The organism is Microbulbifer sp. YPW16 (genome assembly GCF_021290385.1).
GTDB lineage: Bacteria > Pseudomonadota > Gammaproteobacteria > Pseudomonadales > Cellvibrionaceae > Microbulbifer > Microbulbifer zhoushanensis.
Genome location: NZ_CP089928.1, coordinates 135,315 through 154,427, shown reverse-complemented (window position 1 = coordinate 154,427; position 19,113 = coordinate 135,315). Strand labels below are relative to the sequence as shown.

Below are 19,113 nucleotides of genomic sequence, written 5' to 3'. Positions count from 1 at the left end.
TTGATAAGAATAACTCGCCAATCGGGTTATTCAAGGAACATTGTTCCTATACCTCAGGCAGTCTTGCTGTAGCCGGCGCTGTGGTAATAACGAATAGTTTTAAAAAGATGTCGATCAGGCGACCCTGACGGGGATTAACGGCGAGACACCCGGGGCATCAAGCGACATCCGCGACAAACCAGGGAACGCCGGCAGCGGATATCACTCGCTGTTCGCAGTGTGGTGGCAGGCAGTACCCCAGACAAGCCTGGAGCCCAACCAGAGCGCCCCTACCCCTGCAGCCCGGACTCCTTCATGCGTGCCAACAGGGGCGCCGCCTCGGACTCCGGCACAGCAGCCTCGCAGCTGTGCAACTGCAACCTGCCGTAAATATCGGGACTGGCAAAAATCAGGTAGCGTGCACCTTTCTGGAGTTTTTTCTCACACGCATCCAGCCCGCGCCGGAAAGCCACCAGCCGGTTGGACTCGCCTTTCCAGACCTGCTCTGATACGGCCGAGTAAACGTAGCCCTTGATCGCCACCATGCCGGGCTCCGACAGGGCCTGGTCCACGTCGCGGTGAATCCCGGCAATTTTCACCTCTGCGACAAATGCCGCCTCCTGATAGCGTGTGGCGATGGCATTGCCGACACTCCCCACAGTTGTTACCGCAGAGCCACTATCGGTTAGGGTGGATTCCTGATCTGGCCCGGAGGAAACTCCAGACGCCTCGCCGGGGTTGCTGGCTGCACTCGAGGGACCGGCGAGCGGCAGCATGGCGAGCAGTGCAGCTGAACATATTGACCGGCAAAAGGATCGGGGTATTCGGCAGGTAAGGCCCTGCAGGGTTTTATCGCAAGTAATATCCTGGCCCAGCAAGAAGTTCTTCACCGTTCTCACTCCCTTGTGTCTGGTATCCCTTTTATCTCACTACCCTGTTCGGGGCTGTCAGGCCTCTGTCGGTCTCAGCTACCCGGCGCTTGCCGCCAACATTACGACAGGAAGTTTCCAATACTCCTGTGTACTTTACTCCTTTGTACTTTCACCGATGGCAGAAATGGTGCCGGACATTCCCCCGAGGCAGGGAAAGTGACGACATCCAGTATGTGCCGTGCACAAAAAAGGGCACCGAAGTGCCCTCTTTTGTCTCACATTATTTGATCGGCAGCAACTCGAGCTCGACGCGGCGGTTCGCCTGCTTACCGGACGCGGTGTCATTTGCGGCAATGGGGTAACGCTCACCGTAACCCACAGCCTGGACACGACCGCTGGCAATTCCGCCATTGGTAAAGAAACTGGCGACAGAGTTGGCGCGACGCTCACTCAGGGTCTGGTTGTAGACGTCAGAACCGGTGCTGTCAGTGTGCCCGCTGACACGGATGGCAGTCTTGTCGAACTCCTTGAGAACGAGTACTACGGAATCCAGGGTGTCATAGAAGTCACGGCGGATATCAGCACGATCAGTGGCGAAAGTGATATTGCCCGGCATAATCAGGCGAATATTGTCACCTTCACGCTGGACACGCACACCGGTGCCTTCCAGGCGCTCACGCAGTGCCATTTCCTGGCGATCCATGTAGTAGCCCACGCCACCACCGATTGCGGCACCACCCAGGGCACCAGTGATCGCACCTTTCTTGCGGTCATCCTTGCTGGCAGTCGCGGCGCCGATGATAGCCCCCGCCACGGCACCGGCACCGGCACCTTTCGCGGCGTTGCTGGTTTTGCTCTCGCCGGTGTACGGATCCAGCGTGGTACAGCCAACCAGTGAGCCCAGTGCGAGAATTGCGACCCATTTTTTCATGTAAGGTTCTCCTAACGCTTTTAGTGAACGGGAATTACGTCGCGGCGTGGCAGAGGCGCCCGCCGCATTAGTGGAAATGTTGCCGCGGAACAGCTGACTCGCAGCTGAACCGCCCCCCTTCCTCAGGTTGCGAAGACTAGGCGGAATTTGCGCCGAGGTCCATAAAGCAATGCGCATTTATGGACAACAGAAGTCGGTATTTTCTGCATGCACGTTGAAATCCACATGACCGGGCAGCAAATGCTGCACCGCCACAACCCGGGTATCGCCGGCATATCTTCCACAACTTCTGTGGATAACTCTGTTAATGAATGGGTAAAAGACTACGCCAAGCGGCGACTTCACTTGCTCCCAGCGTTTTGCGCACTTTTTAATCTTCGGATTTTATCCTTAAAAAACAATATGTTACGACTACATCAAAAGTTATCGTACCAACTAGGGAAAGTTGACCAAGCATTCACAATGGCCCCTTCGCCATGTGGAAAAAGTTTTGTCAACACTTGACGAGGGCAAACCCGGAATTTTTTTGCAAAATAATCGTCATCGAGGACTTCACCAGTCGAACATGGCGCTGAACCAAGACGATCGTGTTATACAAGCATGAAGAAGCGGTAACTATGTCCCTGGCGGCAATAGTTCCAGGCTGTTTTCCGAGCCCGCTGCACGGCAACCAGCCCAGATGAAGATCGATCATATTTTGACCAGCAAGCTACACCCAAAATCCCGGATCCACTGGCAGCCAGGTCTACAGGTCCCCGCCTTCAGTTCCGGGCGGGCATGAACGAGCCATTAGTAATGCGGGGGCTTCTCGTTGGCATCCGCGCCACCGCGCCCACCACCGTGCAACTCATCGCTAAGGTCCCGGTAACGCTCTCCCATTTCCCGCAGCCGTGCCACCAGGGTCCTGATATTTGCATCCTGTTCGGCAATCACATCATTCAGCTGCACCAGGGTATCCTCCTGGAAAGCCAGGCGAGTCTCGAGCTCCTCGACACGGCTGCGCAGGTCTGCCAGTTCTTCACTCATCGGGCCACCCGGTGTTGTTTCACAGAAAGGTATACAGAAGGTCAACCAGCGCCACAGCGCGCCGGTCCATAAACAGGCTTTGCCCCAGTCGCGAGGTCACGTAACCGACCCCGATGCCGGTTTCGGGATCGGCAAAGCCAACGCTGCCACCAGCTCCCGGGTGGCCGAAACCGCGCTCACTGCCAAACCGCAGGTCAGCCGCAGAGCCACTCCGAATGTAACCGCAACCGAAGCTGATCTCCGCCTGCAACACCGTATCCCGCTCGCAGCTCTGCTGTCGCACCGCCTCTGAGAGCACTTCCCGGGGCAGCATCGCCGGCTCCTCTCCCGCCAGGTCACCGTAAATGGTTGCCAGGTCGAGCGCACTGAAGTGCCCGTTTGCAGCCGGAATCAGCGCCCCGCGCCACTGCTCGCTGTTGCTGCTCATCATCAGGCTCATAGGGTTTGTGAAGGCCCTGGCAACCGGCCCTTCACGATCCGATTTCATTGCCCGGCCCACTGCGTTCTCCCGCAGCTCCGGCAGGGGCTGCTTCAACGGAACGACGTCCGCCAGCCGGTCGGAAAGATGGTTCACACCGCCAAAGCCACCGTGCAACTCCAGCGGCTCGGCCAGGGACTGGCGGTACAGCGTCCGCAGGGACTCACCGCAGGCACGCTCCAGCAAACCGCCCAGGGCCCAGCCATACAGGAACGGGGAATAACCCTGGCGACTACCGGGCGACCACCAGGGTTCGGTCGAAGCCACCGCCGCACAGGAACGCTCCCAGTCATAGATGACCGCGTCCTCCATCCGCTCCCGGAAAGCCACCACACCGGAACGGTGGCACAGCAGCTGGCGCGGCGTCACCGCCTGCTTGCCCGCGGCCGCGAACTCCGGCCAATAGTCTGCAACCGGGCGATCCAGCTCAATGCGGCCCGCCGCCACCTGCTGCAGGGTCAGCAGTGCAAGCACGCCCTTGGAGCAGGAGAATACATTGGCCAGTGTATCCTCTGTATAGGGCACCTCTCCGGCCCGGTCGGCGAACCCGGCCCATAGGGACACAATTGTCTCGCCGTCCTGGCGGACCGCAAAGGCCGCTCCCGTATCACCATGGTGGCGAAAGTTGTCGGCAAAGCAGTCGTACAGTGCTTCGAACCCGGGGGCGCAGTGTCCGTAAATCTCCATCGATACCTGTCCAGCAACAAAAACGAGGCGCAAGGGTAGTTTCTTCCCCTTCCCCGCGCAAATGGTTAGCATTGCCAGCTATTGTAATGACGGCTTCCAGGGGGACCCATGCCAGCAGAAACCGCAATCCAGGACCAGATCCCGCATAACCACTGCTTCGGTTGCGGCCCCGAGAACAGCGCGGGCCTGCAGATCAAAAGCTACTGGACCGGGCCCGACAGCAGTCACTGCGAGTTCATACCGGCAACCCACCACTGTGCCGGGCCCACCCACTACCTCAATGGCGGCATCATTGCCACGGTAATCGACTGCCACACCATCTGTACTGCGATTGCCGACGGATACCGCCAGGCCGGCCGTGAGGTGGGGACAGGGGATAAAATCTGGTATGCGACCGGTAAACTGGATGTGCAGTACAAGGCCCCGGCCGCAATCGACAAGCCGGTGGTACTCGATGCAAAGATTACCAAACGGTCAGAGCGCAAGACGGTCCTGGCCTGCACCCTGTCCAGCGATGGCCGGGTCTGTGCCACTGCTGACGTGGTAGCGGTCAGGGTGCCCGACAACTGGTAACGCACCAGGTGATGGCGGTAGCGGACAGGCCCAGCCTACCCGCTGTCGTCCCCACCAGATTCGGGTTTGCCGGTCTGCCGCCGGCTCTCCTCCTCGGCATAGGACCGCACCTTCCTGTGAGCCTTTCTTTCAGCTTTCTTTTCCGCTTTCCGCTCTTGCTTCTTCTCCGCTTCGCGCTCCACGTCCTCCAGCTTGTAACCGCAATGCTTGCAGTATTCCGCATCGCGGTCGTGACCTGCCCGGCTACAATTGTCGCAGCGAATCGACAGGCGTTCCCGCCCCAGCTCAGAGGCCAGCTCCGCGGTCACAATGCCAGTGGGCACCGCGATAATGGAGTAACCGATCAGCATGGTCAGTGATGCAATCCCCTGGCCCAGTGGCGACTGCGGTGTGATATCGCCAAAACCTACTGTGGTCAGGGTGACAATGGTCCAGTAAATACTCTTGGGAATGCTGGTAAACCCGTGTGCAGGTCCCTCAACCACAAACATCAGCGAGCCGAAAATAATGCATACCACCAGCACACCGGCATAAAACACCAGGATCCTGCGTCGCGCCTGCCACAGGGAGCGCAGCAGCAGGTTGGCATCGCGCAGGTAGCGCACCAGCTTGAGAATCCGGAAAATCCTCAGTACACGCAGCAGGCGGATAACCAGCAGGTAACTTGCCCCGGTAAAGAGTAGTGCGAGATAACTGGGCAGGATCGCCAGCAGGTCGACAACCCCGTAGAAACTGAAAATATAACTGCGCCGGTCGACCGCACAGTAAATCCGCGCCAGGTACTCGACCGTGAACAGCGCGGTAAAAACCCACTCGAGGATAAAGAACAACTCGCCATAGCGGCCGGCGATACTCTCCACCGATACCAGCAGCACCAGCAACACGCTGATCAGGATGGCCCAGATCAGGAAGACGTCGAACCCTTTCCCCAGTGGCGTGTCAGTGCCGAAGATGACTTCGTTGAGCCACTTTCTCTTTCCGGTTAATGCCATATCCCCTCCACAATAGCCATGACTATAGCGCCACAGCCGTCCCCCTGCCAGAGTGCAGGGGGACCAGACAATGTCTTCAGATGGCACCGGCGGACCTTTGCCTGTAATCTTGCCGCCGGGGAGCCTCGGCATGAAGTACAACTGGCCGGGACCGCCAATTCAGCGGCCCCGGGCCGGTACCGGGCTTCCCGCAGTTGGAGAACGAGCGGAAGGCAGCGATTATGGCTAAAGATACCCGCCGGGTATATTCCACCGATGTAGGGCGGATCAAAGAACAACCGGAACAGCAACGGCGCCATGAGGGCGACGGAGTAGTACGCATCCAGCGGGAGACCAAGGGGCGCAAGGGAAAGGGGGTGACCTGCGTGCGCGGCGTACCGGGCACCGACAGTGAGCTCAAGTTACTGCTGGCCGAGCTGAAGAAGCGCTGTGGTTGCGGCGGCGCCCTCAAAGACGGGGTCATCGAGATCCAGGGCGACAAGCGCGCAGAAATCAAGGCGCTGCTGGAGGCGCGCGATTTCAAGGTCAAGCTCGCCGGAGGCTGAAACCGGCGCGCAACTGCGCCGGCAAAGGGTAGCCCTGCCTAGCTCAGCTCCCCCACCAGCCGCAACGGCTTCACCTGCAGGGCTTTTTCCAACTCGAGACACTGCCTGAGCAGCCGCGCGATGTGCCGGTGGTAATGCTCGTTGACCGTGGCACTGACGGTTTTGCAACGGAGCTCCATTTCCTGCAGGGCGTCAACCAGCGCCTGGCGCTCCCCGGGCAACTCCTCCATACCGACACGTCCCGCACCCGCCAGCCGCTGCTCCAGCGCTGCGCCCAGGCCAAGGCTGGTGAGCGTCTCGCTGTTTTCCACCCGGTGCTGGACGATCTGCAGGCCGCGCCGGGCCAGGCCATGGAATTTCTGCAGGGTCTCGCGCTGGCCCGAGTCCAGTGACAGCCGGTCAATCCCGAGGCCCAGAATCCGCGCCAGTTCATCGAGCCGGTCCAGGTGAGGTGCCAGGCCGCCGAATGCCTCAAGTTCGCGCCGGGCAGAATCCGCCCAGCTGCGGTCATCGCTTTTCATGGACCCAATCGCGCGCTTCAGGCGCAATGCGAATACTCCCTGGATCTGCAGGTACTGCACCTGCGCGCCATCGCGCTGCTGCCGGAACTCCCTCAGGGTCGCCTCTGCCGCAGCTGCGCCCGAACCCTCGAGATAGAAGTCAGAAGGCTGTATTTTTACGGAATGCCGCAATAACTCGATACCCAGTTCCGCCGCGGGTGTGCGCACGGCCAGCTCATCGAGGCGACCTGTAAGCTCGCGCAATTCCACCAACCTGGTGCGCAGCCAGTCGATACACTCCTGCAGCCCCATGGCCGCCAGGCTCTCCTCAGTCGGCGGCTCCAGGAGCAGGAAGCGGCGAGGCGGGATACGATTGAAATATTCACCGATAACCCGGAGGGCCTGCTCGGCGTCCTCACTGGAAGTGAGCAGCTGCTGGTTGTCGACTGGCCGCGTGTCCGGAGCGGCAATATCGGCACTGACATCCACTGCCAGGCCAGGCAGGTCGTCGATCAGGCGCTGCACGGAGAACTCTGTGCGGATCGCCGCAGGCAGGCCCAGCTCCTCGGCCGCCGCTATCCGGTCGTTATCCGCCGGTGCGGCGGTATCCCAGCAATCAGATCGCTGGCCCATCGCCAGCTCCAGGTTGGAAAGGGTCTCCCGGTCCAGGTTTCGCATGGTCCACTGAATAGCGCGCGGGTAGTTCTCCAGGCGCTGGCCCGCGATGGAGGCCTCGCGGTTGACCTCGGCCACCACCAGGTCCGCATGCACCATGTGATGCCACTTTTCCGCAAATGGCGCCATCGCGTCACTGCCGATCAGGCAGGCGGCACAGCGGTCACCCTCCCGCTCCAGCATGCGCGCGGCAGGGCCCGCCACTACCTGGTGGAATGCCTCGAGCCGGTCCAGGATCGGGATCACACCGCGACCGCACAGGGTCAGCAAGTGGTGCAATGGTCGCATTGCCGCGCCCGTATTACCGGCCGGCGCGATAACGCTGCGGTCATTTTCCATCGCCCATTGCATCCACTGCAGGCGCCGCGGTGTTTCCAGGGCCAACCATGCGACTGTCGCCCGCAGGCGACCACGGTAAATTCCACGCTGTCGCGCCACTAGCGCCAGCAGCTCATTACCGGTCAGGCAATAGGCCGTGCCCAGACCCACCTGGAGCGGCAGGTTCTGCCTGAAGGCCTCCGACAGCTTCGTTGCCTCTACCCGAATATCACTGCCCGCGGTAACTGTCACCGCAGGTGTGCGGGGCAGGCCTGTCTTTTCAGCCAGCACATCCAGTAACAGGTAGAGTCCGCGGGCGTCACTGCGCTTGAGCGGACGCGCCTCTGGCAACAGGTCCCGCGCAAGCCGCGGCGCACCAAAAAATGGCCATGCCAGTAGCGCGGCCACCAACCCACTCAAAAGAAGTGACAGGAGCAGGCCGGCGACCGATCCCGGGCCCGCCTCACCGGCCACCAGCGCCAGGCCGAACTCCCACAGGGCGCTGCCGGCACTGTAAATGCAAATCGCCAGCAATAGAGAGAACGCCGCTGGAACGAGTACGGCTCCGGGCAAACCAGCCAATAGAGCACTCCGGGATGAAAGGGGATCAGCAATAGTGGCATCGCTGCCATCGAACAACGATTCAAGTTGCCGCTGCGCCCTGGAACCGCGCGCTCCCTGCGTCCCCTTCACCGGCTGCTTCTCACTACGCCCTGCCGGGGTGGCATGAGCCGGTGGAGGGGCGACTGCAGCATCCCCCGGCGATGACTTCGCCACCGGCTCTTCCGGGCGGCGTCTCTTTCGCGCGTGCTCCAGCCGGGCTATGAGTGCCCGGTTGTCGTATTGGCCCGCCGGGAAAACCTCGACCCGAAGCCCGATACGCTGCAGGCGTGAACGGTATTCAAGTACTTGCTGGGAAGAGAGGCGGTCCCTGATCACCCACCCCTTCAACAGCAGCTTGCGCGCCTTTGCCTCGGGGATGGAAAAGGCCTTTGCGGCCGCCTGCAAGACTTCTCCCGGGGGCTTACCACGCAGGGTTTTCCCGGCAGATACAACTTGAAATAGCTCGGCAGACATCGCGCGCTCCGGTGACACTTGTTCCTGTTATTTTCCCGGGGTGTCGGGCAGTGTGCACGAAGACTAATTTATTATTATTGGCCAGGGTGGGCACTGGTTCTCACAGCCCCTGGCCCATAAGGGTCATTCCGGGAAAAAAGCGTGGTCGCACACACACCGAGTGATAACCGCGTCTCAGCAGCAAGCATGCATACTGCTCAGGCAGCGCCCTGGCGGGCGAACAGGGAGAGGACCTGCCCGGCCAGCTCATCCAGCGACAAGCCCTGCCTTTTCGGCCGGTACCAGTTGTAACTGTGGGACAGTGCGCCCTGCAGCAGTCGCCGGGCCAGCGCCGGATCATCCATCCGGCCGGCATCTGCCAGCACCTCCCGCCACAGCTGCTCATAGCCCTCCCGCAGGCGCAGGACCTGCTTCTGGCTCTCCGGGCTCAGGCTCCGCCATTCCGATACCAGGATGGTAAAGCCGGGCACGGCCCTACCGTGGATGGCTTCCAGCTCGCAGAGTATGCAGGCCCTCAGCCTGCCCCGAGGTGAGCGCTCCCGGGTAACCGCCTGCTCCATGCGCGCCCGCGCGAAGGTCGTTACTTCCCGCATCACCTGGCAGAGAATGGCCTCCTTGCTGCGGAAATGGTGGAAAATACTGCCGGACAGTATCCCCACTTCAGCGGCAATATCCCGCACTGTGGTGCGCGCAAAACCTTTTTCCACAAACAGCCGAGCCGCCGCGTTGAGCAGTCGCCCCCGCGGCGAATCCGGGTCAGTCAGCTCCCCGCCCGCCACCAGCGCCTGCACCAGTTCCGCGGATCCAGCCCCCGACTTCGCACCACTCTTCGCCACCGCATTACTGCCCGACACAGACTCACCCCCGAATCAAAACTATTGATAACCAAGCGCTTGCTTGGTAGCGTTGACCATCATGCTCAATGTGCCCGTCCCGTGCAAGATGCTGCCAGCAAAATTCGCGCAACTGCCGGGTCCCGGGTAACCGCACAAACAATAACAACCCCAGGGTCACACGGTAGACAGGAGAGCTCCATGCCCTACCAGAGCCAATTGCGACCGGGCAGCTTTGCCGACCAGGTCCATATTGTCACCGGCGGCGGCAGTGGTATCGGTCGCTGCATAGCTCATGAACTGGCCAGCCTCGGTGCCCACGTGGTGCTGGTCGGCCGCACTGAAGAGAAGTTACAACGCGTAAGCGGTGAGATAAGGGAGGATGGCGGCGACAGCAGCTACCACTGCCTCGATATCCGCGACGAGGACGGTGTGCGCGCGACCGTGGGCACCATCCTCAGGGACCACCACCGTATCCATGGCCTGGTCAACAATGCCGGCGGCCAGTTTCCCTCGCAGCTCGAGCAGATTTCAGCCCGGGGGTTCGAGGCAGTGGTTCGCAGCAACCTGCTGGGTGGCTTCCTGATGGCGCGGGAGGTTTACACCCAGTCGATGAAGCGCGACGGTGGCGCCATTGTCAATATCACCGCCGACAATGCGGGCGGCATGCCCCTCATGGGGCACTCCGGTGCTGCCCGCGCCGGTATGGACAACCTGACGGAAACCGCCGCGGTGGAATGGGCAGCCAGCGGCGTGCGCGTGAACGCGGTCGCCCCCGGTTACGTTCTCTCCAGCGGTTTCGATACCTATGACCCGGATTTCCTGCGCCAACTGCTTCCTGGGTTTCGCGACAGCATTCCCCTTTACCGGCTGGGTGAGGAGGCCGAGATCAGCGCGGCGGTATGCTTCCTGCTATCCGAAGCCGCCGGCTACATTACCGGACAGACCCTGCGCATCGATGGTGGCTCCAGTCTCAAGCACCACTCCCCGTTGTGGCAACCGGCCCCGGCCAGGAACCGCAAGCGCTTCGAGGGATTCCATCGCAGCGTAAAACCGGCTGTGGTCACCGAACTCGAGGCGGAGGGCAAACTCTGATGCAGCCAATCGAGTCACAGGTGGAAACAGGGTCGGCGGAGTTCGCCGAAAACCGCGAAGCCATGCTCCAGGCCATCGCGCGCTTCCGCGAGGCCGAACAACGCCCGGTGGCAGTGGCGGCGGACAAAGGCGATCGCTATCGCCAGCGCGGCTGGCTCCTGCCCCGGGAGAGGCTCAACCGCCTGCTGGATCCCGGCGCCCCATTTATTGAACTCTGTTCCCTGGCGGGCTACCGGCTCTACGACGATAACGACGGCAGCGGTGCCGGTGGCGGCGCCATCTGCGGCATCGGCAGGATCAGCGGCCGACGCTGCATGGTGCGCGTCGACAATTATGCAGTAAAGGGGGGCACCATCTCGCCGGCGGGAATGGACAAGGCACTGCGCATGCAGCAGATCGCACGGGAAAACCACTTGCCTGTGGTTACCCTGGCCCAGAGTGGCGGCGCCAACCTGATGTTCGCCAACGAGACGTTTGCGCCCGGCGGTCGCGGGTTTGCCAACCAGGCCCGCATGTCCGCTGCCGGCATCCCCCAGGTCACCGTGGTGCATGGGGGGGCCACAGCCGGTGGGGCCTACCAACCGGGCCTGTCCGACTATGTGGTAATGGTCCGGGGACAGACCGGAATGTACCTGGCAGGCCCCCCACTCCTGAAAGCCGCCACCGGTGAAATCGCCGACGAGGAAACCCTGGGCGGTGCCGAAATGCACTGCCGGCAATCCGGCAGCGGCGACTACCTGGCCGAAGACGATGCCGATGGTATCCGCATGGCCCGCGAGATAATCGCCGCCCTGCCCGCTGGAACACCAGCAACGGCTACGGAAGACTGGCGCCCTCCCCGTCACCCCGAGGAAGAGCTACTGGGGCTGATTCCTGCCGACAGCAGGCGCCCCTATGATGTGCGCGAAGTGCTGGCGCGCCTGGTCGACGACTCCGCCATCCTCGATTTCAAGCCGGAGTTTGACCGGCAGACGGTGTGCTGCCATGCCCGGATCGAGGGCCGCGTGATCGGGATAATTGGCAACAATGGCCCTATCACTCCCCCCGGGGCGAACAAGGCGGCGCAGTTCATCCAGCTGTGCGAGCAGGGCAACACTCCCCTGCTCTTCCTGCACAATACCACCGGCTTTATGGTCGGCACGGAAGTCGAGCGCAACGGCATCATCAAGCACGGCTCCAAGATGATCCAGGCGGTGGCCAATGCCAGTGTGCCCAAGATCAGCATCGTGATCGGTGGCTCTTACGGCGCCGGCAATTACGCCATGTGCGGCCGCGGGTTCGACCCGCGCTTCATTTTTGCCTGGCCAAACTCGCGCACCGCGGTGATGGGTGCAGCGCAGGCGGGCAAGGTGCTGCGGATAGTGACCGAGCAGAAAATGCAGCGTGCCGGCGCTGTCGACGAGGCATCACTGGACAAACTGGAGCAGGACACCGCCGCCTTCATGGAGGCCGGCTCGGACGCCCTCTCCTGCAGTGCGCGGCTGTGGGACGACGGTATCATCGATCCGCGCGATACCCGCAGGCTGCTGGGTATGCTGCTGGAAATATGCCGGGAAGCAGAACTGGCGCCGCAGCGGAAAAATACTTTCGGTGTGGCGAGGTTCTAGCCGCGCCGGACTGGTAACCAGGTTCAAGGAATCAGGGACAACGCCATGATACTGACTGACGAGCATCGCGAGCTTCAGCGCACCGTGCGCAATTTTGTCGAGCGCGAAATCAATCCCCATGTTACCGAATGGGAGGAAGCGGGCGAATTCCCCACCCGGGAGCTGTTCGGAAAACTGGGGGAACTGGGTTTGCTGGGCATCAGCAAGCCCACCGAGTACGGCGGCCTGGGCCTCGATTTCAGCTACGAGGCGGTCTTCCTCGAGGAGCTTGGCGCGGCCCACTGTGGCGGTGTGCCGCTGGCAATTGCGGTACAGACCGCCATGGCGACACCGGCGCTGGCCAATTTCGCCAGCGACGCACTCAGGGAAGAGTTTCTCCTCCCGGCGATTAGCGGACAAATGATCGGCGCCATCGCCGTGTCCGAACCGGGTGCCGGCTCCGATGTGGCCGGTGTCAAAACCACGGCCATTCCGGACGGTGATGACTACCTTGTTAATGGCAGCAAGATGTGGATCACCAATGCCCCCCGGGCCGACTTTTTCTGCACCCTGGTGAACACCGGCGAGGGCAAGCCCCACCGGAACAAGTCCCTGCTGGTTATTCCCGCCGACGCGCCCGGCGTCCGGGTCGGGGACCGGTTGAAAAAAATGGGCATGCGCTCCTCGGAAACCGCACCGGTATTTTTCGACAATGTCCGGGTCCCACAGGGTAATCGTATCGGCAACGAGGGCGACGGCTTCCTGCTGCAGATGCTGCAGTTCCAGGAGGAACGCCTGGCCGGTGCCCTGCTGACTATTCGCGGCCTGGAAAACTGTGTCTCGTCCACCATCAACTACACCCGTGAACGCGACGTTTTTGGCGGCCCCCTGCTGGATAACCAGACGGTGCATTTCAACCTTGCAGAGATGCAGACCGAGGTGGAATGCCTGCGGGCGCTCACCTGGCGCGCCACAGAAGCTTACGTGGCGGGCGAGGACGTCACCACGCTCGCATCCATGGCCAAACTGAAATCCGGGCGCCTGGCCCGCTCCATTCCCGACCAGTGCCTGCAGTTCTGGGGGGGCATGGGCTACATGGAAGAGACGCCCATCAACCGCGCCTACCGGGACTCGCGGCTCACTGCCATCGGCGGGGGGGCAGACGAGGTAATGCTGGGCATCATCTGCAAACTGATGGGGATTCTGCCCCGGGCGAGAAAACCCGAAGCGACGGGCTCAAATGCCGGCAAAGCGGAGGCAACCCAGCGTGCACACTGACACAACAGTAAGCGGTGAACTGCTGGCCCGCCACGAGGGGCATGCAGTTTTCCTGACCCTGAACCGCCCGGACCAGCGCAATGCCCTCAGCCTGCAGATGGTGGGTGGGCTACTGGCGCAACTGGAGCAGGCCGAACAGGACCCGGCAATCCGCGCACTGGTATTGCGCGGTTCCGGGGAGAATTTCTCCGCCGGCGCAGATGTCACTGACCTGCTCGCCGCACAGCAGCGGGTCGAGGCCGGCGATAGCGATGCATTCGCAACCATGAATCGCCGTTTCGGCGAACTGCTGCAACGCTTCGAATGCTCACCGCTGGTAACCATCGCTGCGCTCGAGGGGGCCATTATGGGTGGCGGCCTGGGCCTGGCCTGCGTCGCCGACATCGCCATTGCCAGCGAGACCGCCCGCTTCTCCCTGCCGGAAACCCGCCTGGGCCTGCTGCCGGCACAGGTGGCCCCATTTATCGTTGCGCGTATCGGGTCATCGCAGACCCGCAGGCTGGCGCTCGCCGGCGCCAGTATCGGTGCCGGAGAGGCCCTGCGCATCGGCCTGGTGCACGCATCGGTGAAAGACGCAAGGGAACTCGATACCGCAGTAGCACAGCAGCTCGCGGCGGTGGGTCGCTGCGCACCAGATGCGCTCGCCGCCACCAAGCGGCTGCTCCTCGACAGCAGCCCCGTACCGCTCGCTGGCGACCTCGACCAACTGCTGGACCACGCTGCACGACAGTTTTCCGATGCGGTCCAGGGCCACGAGGGCCGAGAGGGAACCCGGGCCTTTATTGAGAAGCGCCCCCCGGAGTGGCAGCAGCAATGATGCAGATACCAGAGAAGTCACCAGCGTCCGCCCGCCCCACACTTCTGGTGGCCAACCGGGGCGAAATCGCCGTGCGCATTATCCGCACTGCTCGCAGTGAGGGGTACCGTACGGTGGCCATCTACAGTGAGCCGGACAGGGACGCCCTGCACGCGCGCATGGCCGATACCGCCGTCGCCATTGGCGGGTGCAGTCCACAGGAATCCTACCTGGATATCGGCAAGATACTCGATGCCGCGCAACGGGCTGGCGCTAACGCCGTGCACCCGGGCTACGGTTTTCTCTCGGAAAATGCCGATTTCGCCCGCGCATGTGCGGAAAGCGGGCTTCTTTTTGTCGGCCCGCCGGCGCAGGCCATCGAGGCCATGGCCAACAAGCGCCGCGCGAAGGCGCTCGTGGCTGATGCCGGGGTTCCCTGCATACCTGGCTTTGCCGCCGGTGACGCGGTCGCTGACGACAACGACCTGGTCCGCGCTGCTGAAGAGATCGGCTACCCGCTGATGATCAAGGCCGCCGATGGCGGTGGTGGCCGCGGCATGCGGCTGGTGGAATCCGCCGAGGAATTGCAGGCCCACCTGCGCTCAGCCCGCAGCGAGGCCCGCAGTGCCTTTGGCAGCGACGAAGTTATCCTGGAAAAAGCACTGGTCAATGCCCGTCACGTAGAGGTCCAGGTCTTCGCCGACAACCATGGCAATATTGTCCACCTGGGCGAGCGGGATTGCTCGGTCCAGCGGCGGCACCAGAAAATTGTTGAGGAGAGCCCCTCCCCCGCAGTAGATACTGGCCTGCGCCAGCGCATGGGTAGCGCGGCTATCGCGGCAGCGGGCGCCTGCGATTATCGCGGTGCCGGCACAGTGGAATTCCTGCTGGACGAAAGCGGGAACTTTTACTTTCTGGAAATGAATACCCGCCTGCAGGTTGAGCACCCGGTGACCGAGATGGTCACCGGCCTCGACCTGGTAGCCTGGCAACTGTCCGTCGCCCGTGGTGAGCCGCTGCCAGTGACCCAGGACGAGATCCAGCTTTGTGGCCATGCCATCGAGGTACGACTCTATGCGGAAGACCCGGATCGCGATTTCCTGCCCCAGACCGGCGAGGTACTCCACTGGCGGACACCTGCCGGTGATGGTATCCGTTGCGATCACGCGGTCATCAACGGTGGCCTTGTCAGCCCGTATTATGACCCCATGCTGGGCAAACTGATTACCGCCGGCCGGGACCGGGAACAGGCCCGGCTGCGCATGCTCGACGCCCTGGCGCGGCTCGAACTGATCGGCCCGAAACATAATGGCTATTTCCTCAACCGGCTGGTGGCCGACCCGCTATTTGCCGCCGGCCAGGCCACAACTGCATTCCTGGGCAATGAGGGAAGATACCTTGTTGAGGCCCCGGAGAGTGCCCAGGCGACTCCCCGGCACGCCGCCATCGCAGTAGTGCTGATGCATCACGGCCTGCTCGATCCTGCAGACCTGCGCCGCCATCGGGCTGACTGGCGCAGCGGCGATCACAGCACACCACTGGTTTACCGCCTGCAACAGGAAAATAACAGTTTCGAGTGCCAGCTGCTCCCACTTCGCGCGCGGCATTATCGTGTCCACTGCGAAGGCTTGACCCTCGAGATGGCACTGATGCGCTCTGCTGAAAAGCAGGTGCTGCTGGCAGTCGATGGAGTGGAGGAAACTGTCGTCTTTCATCACCGCGCCTCCGAGCTGGTTACCCTGGTCGGGGGCAGGCAGCTGGCATGGCGGGACTGTACCCATGCCCCGGCACGTACAATGGAAGGGCCGGCGAGCGGCACCCTCAAGGCTCCCATGGATGGCACCGTGGTTGAGCTCTGTGTGGAACAGGGCCAGCCGGTCCGCAAGGGCGATTCCGTCGCAGTGGTTGAGGCGATGAAAATGGAGCATGCGCTCAGGGCCGACTGCGACGGTGTCATCGCTGAACTTGCCGCACGGCCCGGGGAGCAGGTACGCGGTGGGCAATTGCTGGTACGGATAGAACCGGAAGCAATGCTCTCCTCCGCCGAGCAGTCCACCGCCGCATCCTGACCCGGCCACCAAAGTGCATCAACGGTTACCAGAGGGACAGCCTGTGTTCGACATTGATTCCAGCCGCCTGTACAGCCCCTTCCGCACCGACGAGCATCATCAATGGCGCGAGCAACTGCGCCGTTTCGTCGATCGAGAGATTGCACCATTTGTCAGCCAGTGGGATGAGGAAGGCCAATTGCCACAGGAGCTGTGGCCCAAAGCGGCGGATGTCGGCCTGTTACCTCTCGGTTATCCCGAAGCCTACGGCGGCATTCCCGGGGATATATTCCACACCATTGTCGCCGCCGAAGAACTCGCCCGGTGTGGCGCGGGCGGGCTTTACGCCAGCCTGATGGTGCACGGCATCGCCCTGCCACCAGTCGTCCATTACGGCAGTCCCGCCCTCAGGGAGGCGGTGATTCCCCCGGTACTGCGCGGCGAAAGGCATATTGCCCTCGCGGTCACCGAGCCCGGTGCCGGCTCAGATGTTGCCAACCTGCAGTGCCGCGCCGAGCGGGATGGCGATGACTTTATCGTCCGCGGCGAAAAGACCTTTATCACCGGTGGTATGCGGGCCAACTGGTTCACCGCCGCGGTGCGCACTGGCGGCGAAGGCTTCGGGGGAATTTCCCTGCTGCTGATCCCGGCCGATGCAGCCGGCGTGGAGCGCCAGGCGCTGGAGCAGAAACAGGGCTGGTGGTGCTCCGACACTGCCAGTATTTTCTTCGACGGGGTTCGCGTCCCGAGGGCCAACCTGGTCGGGGAGGAGAATGCCGGTTTCCTGCCGATCGTGCACAATTTTAACAGCGAACGACTCGGCATCGCCGCGTCCTGCGTAGAGTACAGTCGCGTCTGCCTGCAGGAAGCGATCGACTGGGCAAGGGAGCGCAAGACATTCGGCAAGCGGCTCGCCGACCACCAGGTAATCCGCCACAAGTTTGCGCAGATGCTGCAGCGCATCAACGCCACCGCCGCCTACCTGGAACTCTGTGCCGCTGCCGAGCAGCGTGGTGAACTCGGGGTTGCCGATGTATCACTGCTGAAGGTGCAGGCCACCGAAACCATGGAACTCTGTGCCCGCGAAGCCATGCAGGTTATGGGAGGCGCGGGCTATATGCGTGGCAGCCGCACGGAACGCATTTACCGCGAAGTCCGGGTCAACGCGATCGGCGGCGGTTCCGAGGAAATCCTGCGGGACCTGGCGTCGCGGCAGATGGGAATCTGACGGCAACCACAGAGAAGAGAGGGACAGTTACCAGCGATCAGCGTCCCAGACATCGTGCTCCACCCCCGGGATATTGTGCTTGCGTGCATCGAACATCGGCTGGTCAATGCCCCGCGCGCGCTGTTCCTCGTAGTCAGCCATTACCCGGAATGCCACCCCGGACAGTAACAGCATCGCCAGCAGGTTCGCCGTCGCCATAAAGCCCATGGACATATCGGCCATATTCCACAGCAGCGCGAAATTGTCGGAGCTGCCACTGGCCGCCACCCAGGCACCAAAGAGGATAAACAGGATATAGAGTGCCCGGTAACAGAGGATCGATGTGCGGGTGTGCCAGAGGTAGAAAATATTGGTTTCCGCGTAGTAATAATTGGCAATGATGGAGGTAAAGGCAAAGAAGATCAGCGCGATGGCAATAAAGCCGCTGCCCCAGCTGCCCACTTCGCTGGCCAGCGCATCCTGGGTCAGGGTCACGCCCTCGATGTCACCCACCATATGCACATCAGCCAGCAGGATGATCGCCGCTGTCGCCGTACAGATCAGGATGGTATCCAGGAATACTGACGCCATCTGCACATAGCCCTGGACCGCCGGGTGCTTTACGTCCGCCGCGGCACCCACGTTGGGTGATGAGCCCATACCGGCCTCATTGGAGAAAAGACCACGCTTGATGCCATTGGCAACAACCGCCCCGAAAGCACCCGCCCCGGCTTCCTGCACGCCGAAGGCATTGCTGACTACCAGGCCCAGCACGGATGGCAGCTCACCCAGGTTCATAAAGATCACCAGGATCGCAATGGCCAGGTAGGCCAGCGCCATCACCGGTACCACCAGCCCGGCAAAGCGGCCGATGGTATGAATCCCCCCGAAAACGATCATTGCCGCCACCAGGGCAACAATCACTCCCACCAGCAGCGGGTTTATCTCGAACGCGGCGCTGATAGCAGAAGCCATTGCATTGGCCTGCACGGCGTTAAAGAAGAAGCCGAAACTGATCACCAGGAAAATCGAGAACACCACCGCCAGCCATTTCCACTGGCGACCCAGGCCTTTCTCGATGTAATAGGCGGGGCCGCCACGGAAAGTACCGTGCTCCTCCCCGCGCTCCTTATAGGTCTGCGCCAGGGTGTTTTCCACAAAACTGGTGGCCATGCCCACCAGGGCCACAAGCCACATCCACAGGACAGCCCCCGGGCCACCGGCCGTAATCGCCACCGCCACACCGGCAATATTACCGGTCCCGACCCTGGCGGCGGCACTGGTGGCAAAGGCCTCAAATGAGGAAACCGAGTCATAGTGCTCGCGGCGCAGGCTACAGCGCATGACGTAGAGCATATGACCGAAAGCGCGGAACTGGATGAACCGGCTGCGTATGGTGAAGTAAAGGCCTGCGGGCAACAACGCCGCAATCAGGACTCCCAGCCACCAGAAACCACCGATCCCCCCCCAGGCAAGGGAGTTGCCCCAGCCGATTACTGTCGAGAGTGCATCAAGGAAGGATTGCATTCGGCCACTCCGCTGGTTGGCCCCGGTTTGCGGGCACGACACCGGCCCGCAACTGGTGGCGGAAAAGACTACACCTGCGTTTAAGACTAG

The 19,113-nt window shown here is 61.9% G+C and carries 16 protein-coding genes; 8 read left to right on the top strand and 8 right to left on the bottom strand.

Features of this window, described 5'->3' with window-relative positions; all coding sequences use genetic code 11:
• Positions 1-269: 269 nt before the first annotated feature.
• The 4 genes from LVE68_RS00690 to LVE68_RS00675 form a co-directional block, all read right to left on the bottom strand.
• Positions 270-638 (bottom strand): hypothetical protein, encoded by a 369-nt coding sequence (locus LVE68_RS00690; RefSeq protein WP_232942201.1) that lies wholly within the window; start codon positions 636-638, stop codon positions 270-272.
• Between the two features lie 493 nt (positions 639-1,131).
• A complete protein-coding gene (locus LVE68_RS00685; RefSeq protein WP_232942199.1) occupies positions 1,132-1,782 on the bottom strand; it encodes an OmpA family protein in 651 nt (216 codons plus the stop codon).
• A 789-nt stretch (positions 1,783-2,571) separates the two neighbouring features.
• Positions 2,572-2,808 (bottom strand): SlyX family protein, encoded by a 237-nt coding sequence (locus LVE68_RS00680; RefSeq protein WP_232942197.1) that lies wholly within the window; start codon positions 2,806-2,808, stop codon positions 2,572-2,574.
• A 19-nt stretch (positions 2,809-2,827) separates the two neighbouring features.
• Positions 2,828-3,973, bottom strand: coding sequence for a serine hydrolase domain-containing protein (locus LVE68_RS00675; RefSeq protein WP_232942195.1), 1,146 nt, complete (start codon positions 3,971-3,973; stop codon positions 2,828-2,830).
• Positions 3,974-4,081: 108 nt separating this feature from the next.
• Here LVE68_RS00675 and LVE68_RS00670 point away from each other — a divergent pair, with 108 nt between their 5' ends.
• The gene (locus tag LVE68_RS00670) at positions 4,082-4,546 is read left to right on the top strand and encodes a PaaI family thioesterase (RefSeq protein WP_232942193.1); all 465 of its coding nucleotides are present in this window, start codon (positions 4,082-4,084) and stop codon (positions 4,544-4,546) included.
• A gap of 35 nt (positions 4,547-4,581) precedes the next feature.
• Here the strand turns inward: LVE68_RS00670 and LVE68_RS00665 are convergent, their stop codons facing one another.
• Positions 4,582-5,538, bottom strand: coding sequence for an ion transporter (locus LVE68_RS00665; protein WP_334078925.1), 957 nt, complete (start codon positions 5,536-5,538; stop codon positions 4,582-4,584).
• A 221-nt stretch (positions 5,539-5,759) separates the two neighbouring features.
• Here LVE68_RS00665 and yciH point away from each other — a divergent pair, with 221 nt between their 5' ends.
• Positions 5,760-6,083: a stress response translation initiation inhibitor YciH gene (yciH, locus tag LVE68_RS00660; protein ID WP_255774483.1), complete on the top strand. Its 324-nt coding sequence runs from the start codon at positions 5,760-5,762 to the stop codon at positions 6,081-6,083.
• 38 nt (positions 6,084-6,121) lie between these two features.
• Here the strand turns inward: yciH and LVE68_RS00655 are convergent, their stop codons facing one another.
• The gene (locus LVE68_RS00655) at positions 6,122-8,584 is read right to left on the bottom strand and encodes a hypothetical protein (RefSeq protein WP_232942191.1); all 2,463 of its coding nucleotides are present in this window, start codon (positions 8,582-8,584) and stop codon (positions 6,122-6,124) included.
• 266 nt (positions 8,585-8,850) lie between these two features.
• A complete protein-coding gene (locus LVE68_RS00650) occupies positions 8,851-9,507 on the bottom strand; it encodes a TetR/AcrR family transcriptional regulator (protein ID WP_232942189.1) in 657 nt (218 codons plus the stop codon).
• Positions 9,508-9,687: 180 nt separating this feature from the next.
• Here LVE68_RS00650 and LVE68_RS00645 point away from each other — a divergent pair, with 180 nt between their 5' ends.
• From LVE68_RS00645 to LVE68_RS00620, 6 genes are read left to right on the top strand one after another with little or no spacing between them, the layout of a single operon-like run.
• Positions 9,688-10,581 carry an SDR family oxidoreductase gene (locus LVE68_RS00645; protein ID WP_232942188.1) on the top strand — a complete coding sequence of 298 codons (894 nt, stop codon included), beginning with the start codon at positions 9,688-9,690 and terminating at the stop codon, positions 10,579-10,581.
• The gene (locus LVE68_RS00640; protein ID WP_232942186.1) at positions 10,581-12,188 is read left to right on the top strand and encodes an acyl-CoA carboxylase subunit beta; all 1,608 of its coding nucleotides are present in this window, start codon (positions 10,581-10,583) and stop codon (positions 12,186-12,188) included. Before LVE68_RS00645 ends, LVE68_RS00640 begins: the two co-directional genes overlap by 1 nt.
• 45 nt (positions 12,189-12,233) lie before the next feature.
• Positions 12,234-13,445, top strand: a complete 1,212-nt coding sequence (locus tag LVE68_RS00635; protein ID WP_232942184.1) for an acyl-CoA dehydrogenase family protein — start codon at positions 12,234-12,236, stop codon at positions 13,443-13,445.
• The gene (locus LVE68_RS00630; protein ID WP_232942182.1) at positions 13,435-14,262 is read left to right on the top strand and encodes an enoyl-CoA hydratase/isomerase family protein; all 828 of its coding nucleotides are present in this window, start codon (positions 13,435-13,437) and stop codon (positions 14,260-14,262) included. Before LVE68_RS00635 ends, LVE68_RS00630 begins: the two co-directional genes overlap by 11 nt.
• Positions 14,259-16,310 carry an ATP-binding protein gene (locus LVE68_RS00625; RefSeq protein ID WP_305080390.1) on the top strand — a complete coding sequence of 684 codons (2,052 nt, stop codon included), beginning with the start codon at positions 14,259-14,261 and terminating at the stop codon, positions 16,308-16,310. The genes LVE68_RS00630 and LVE68_RS00625 overlap by 4 nt, the downstream gene beginning before the upstream one ends.
• A 43-nt stretch (positions 16,311-16,353) precedes the next feature.
• On the top strand, positions 16,354-17,517 hold the full coding sequence (locus tag LVE68_RS00620; protein WP_232942180.1) for an acyl-CoA dehydrogenase family protein: 1,164 nt from the start codon (positions 16,354-16,356) through the stop codon (positions 17,515-17,517).
• A gap of 27 nt (positions 17,518-17,544) precedes the next feature.
• On the opposite strand, the gene LVE68_RS00615 is transcribed toward LVE68_RS00620, so the two are convergent.
• Positions 17,545-19,023 carry an alanine/glycine:cation symporter family protein gene (locus LVE68_RS00615; RefSeq protein ID WP_232942178.1) on the bottom strand — a complete coding sequence of 493 codons (1,479 nt, stop codon included), beginning with the start codon at positions 19,021-19,023 and terminating at the stop codon, positions 17,545-17,547.
• Between the last annotated feature and the right edge of the window lie 90 nt (positions 19,024-19,113).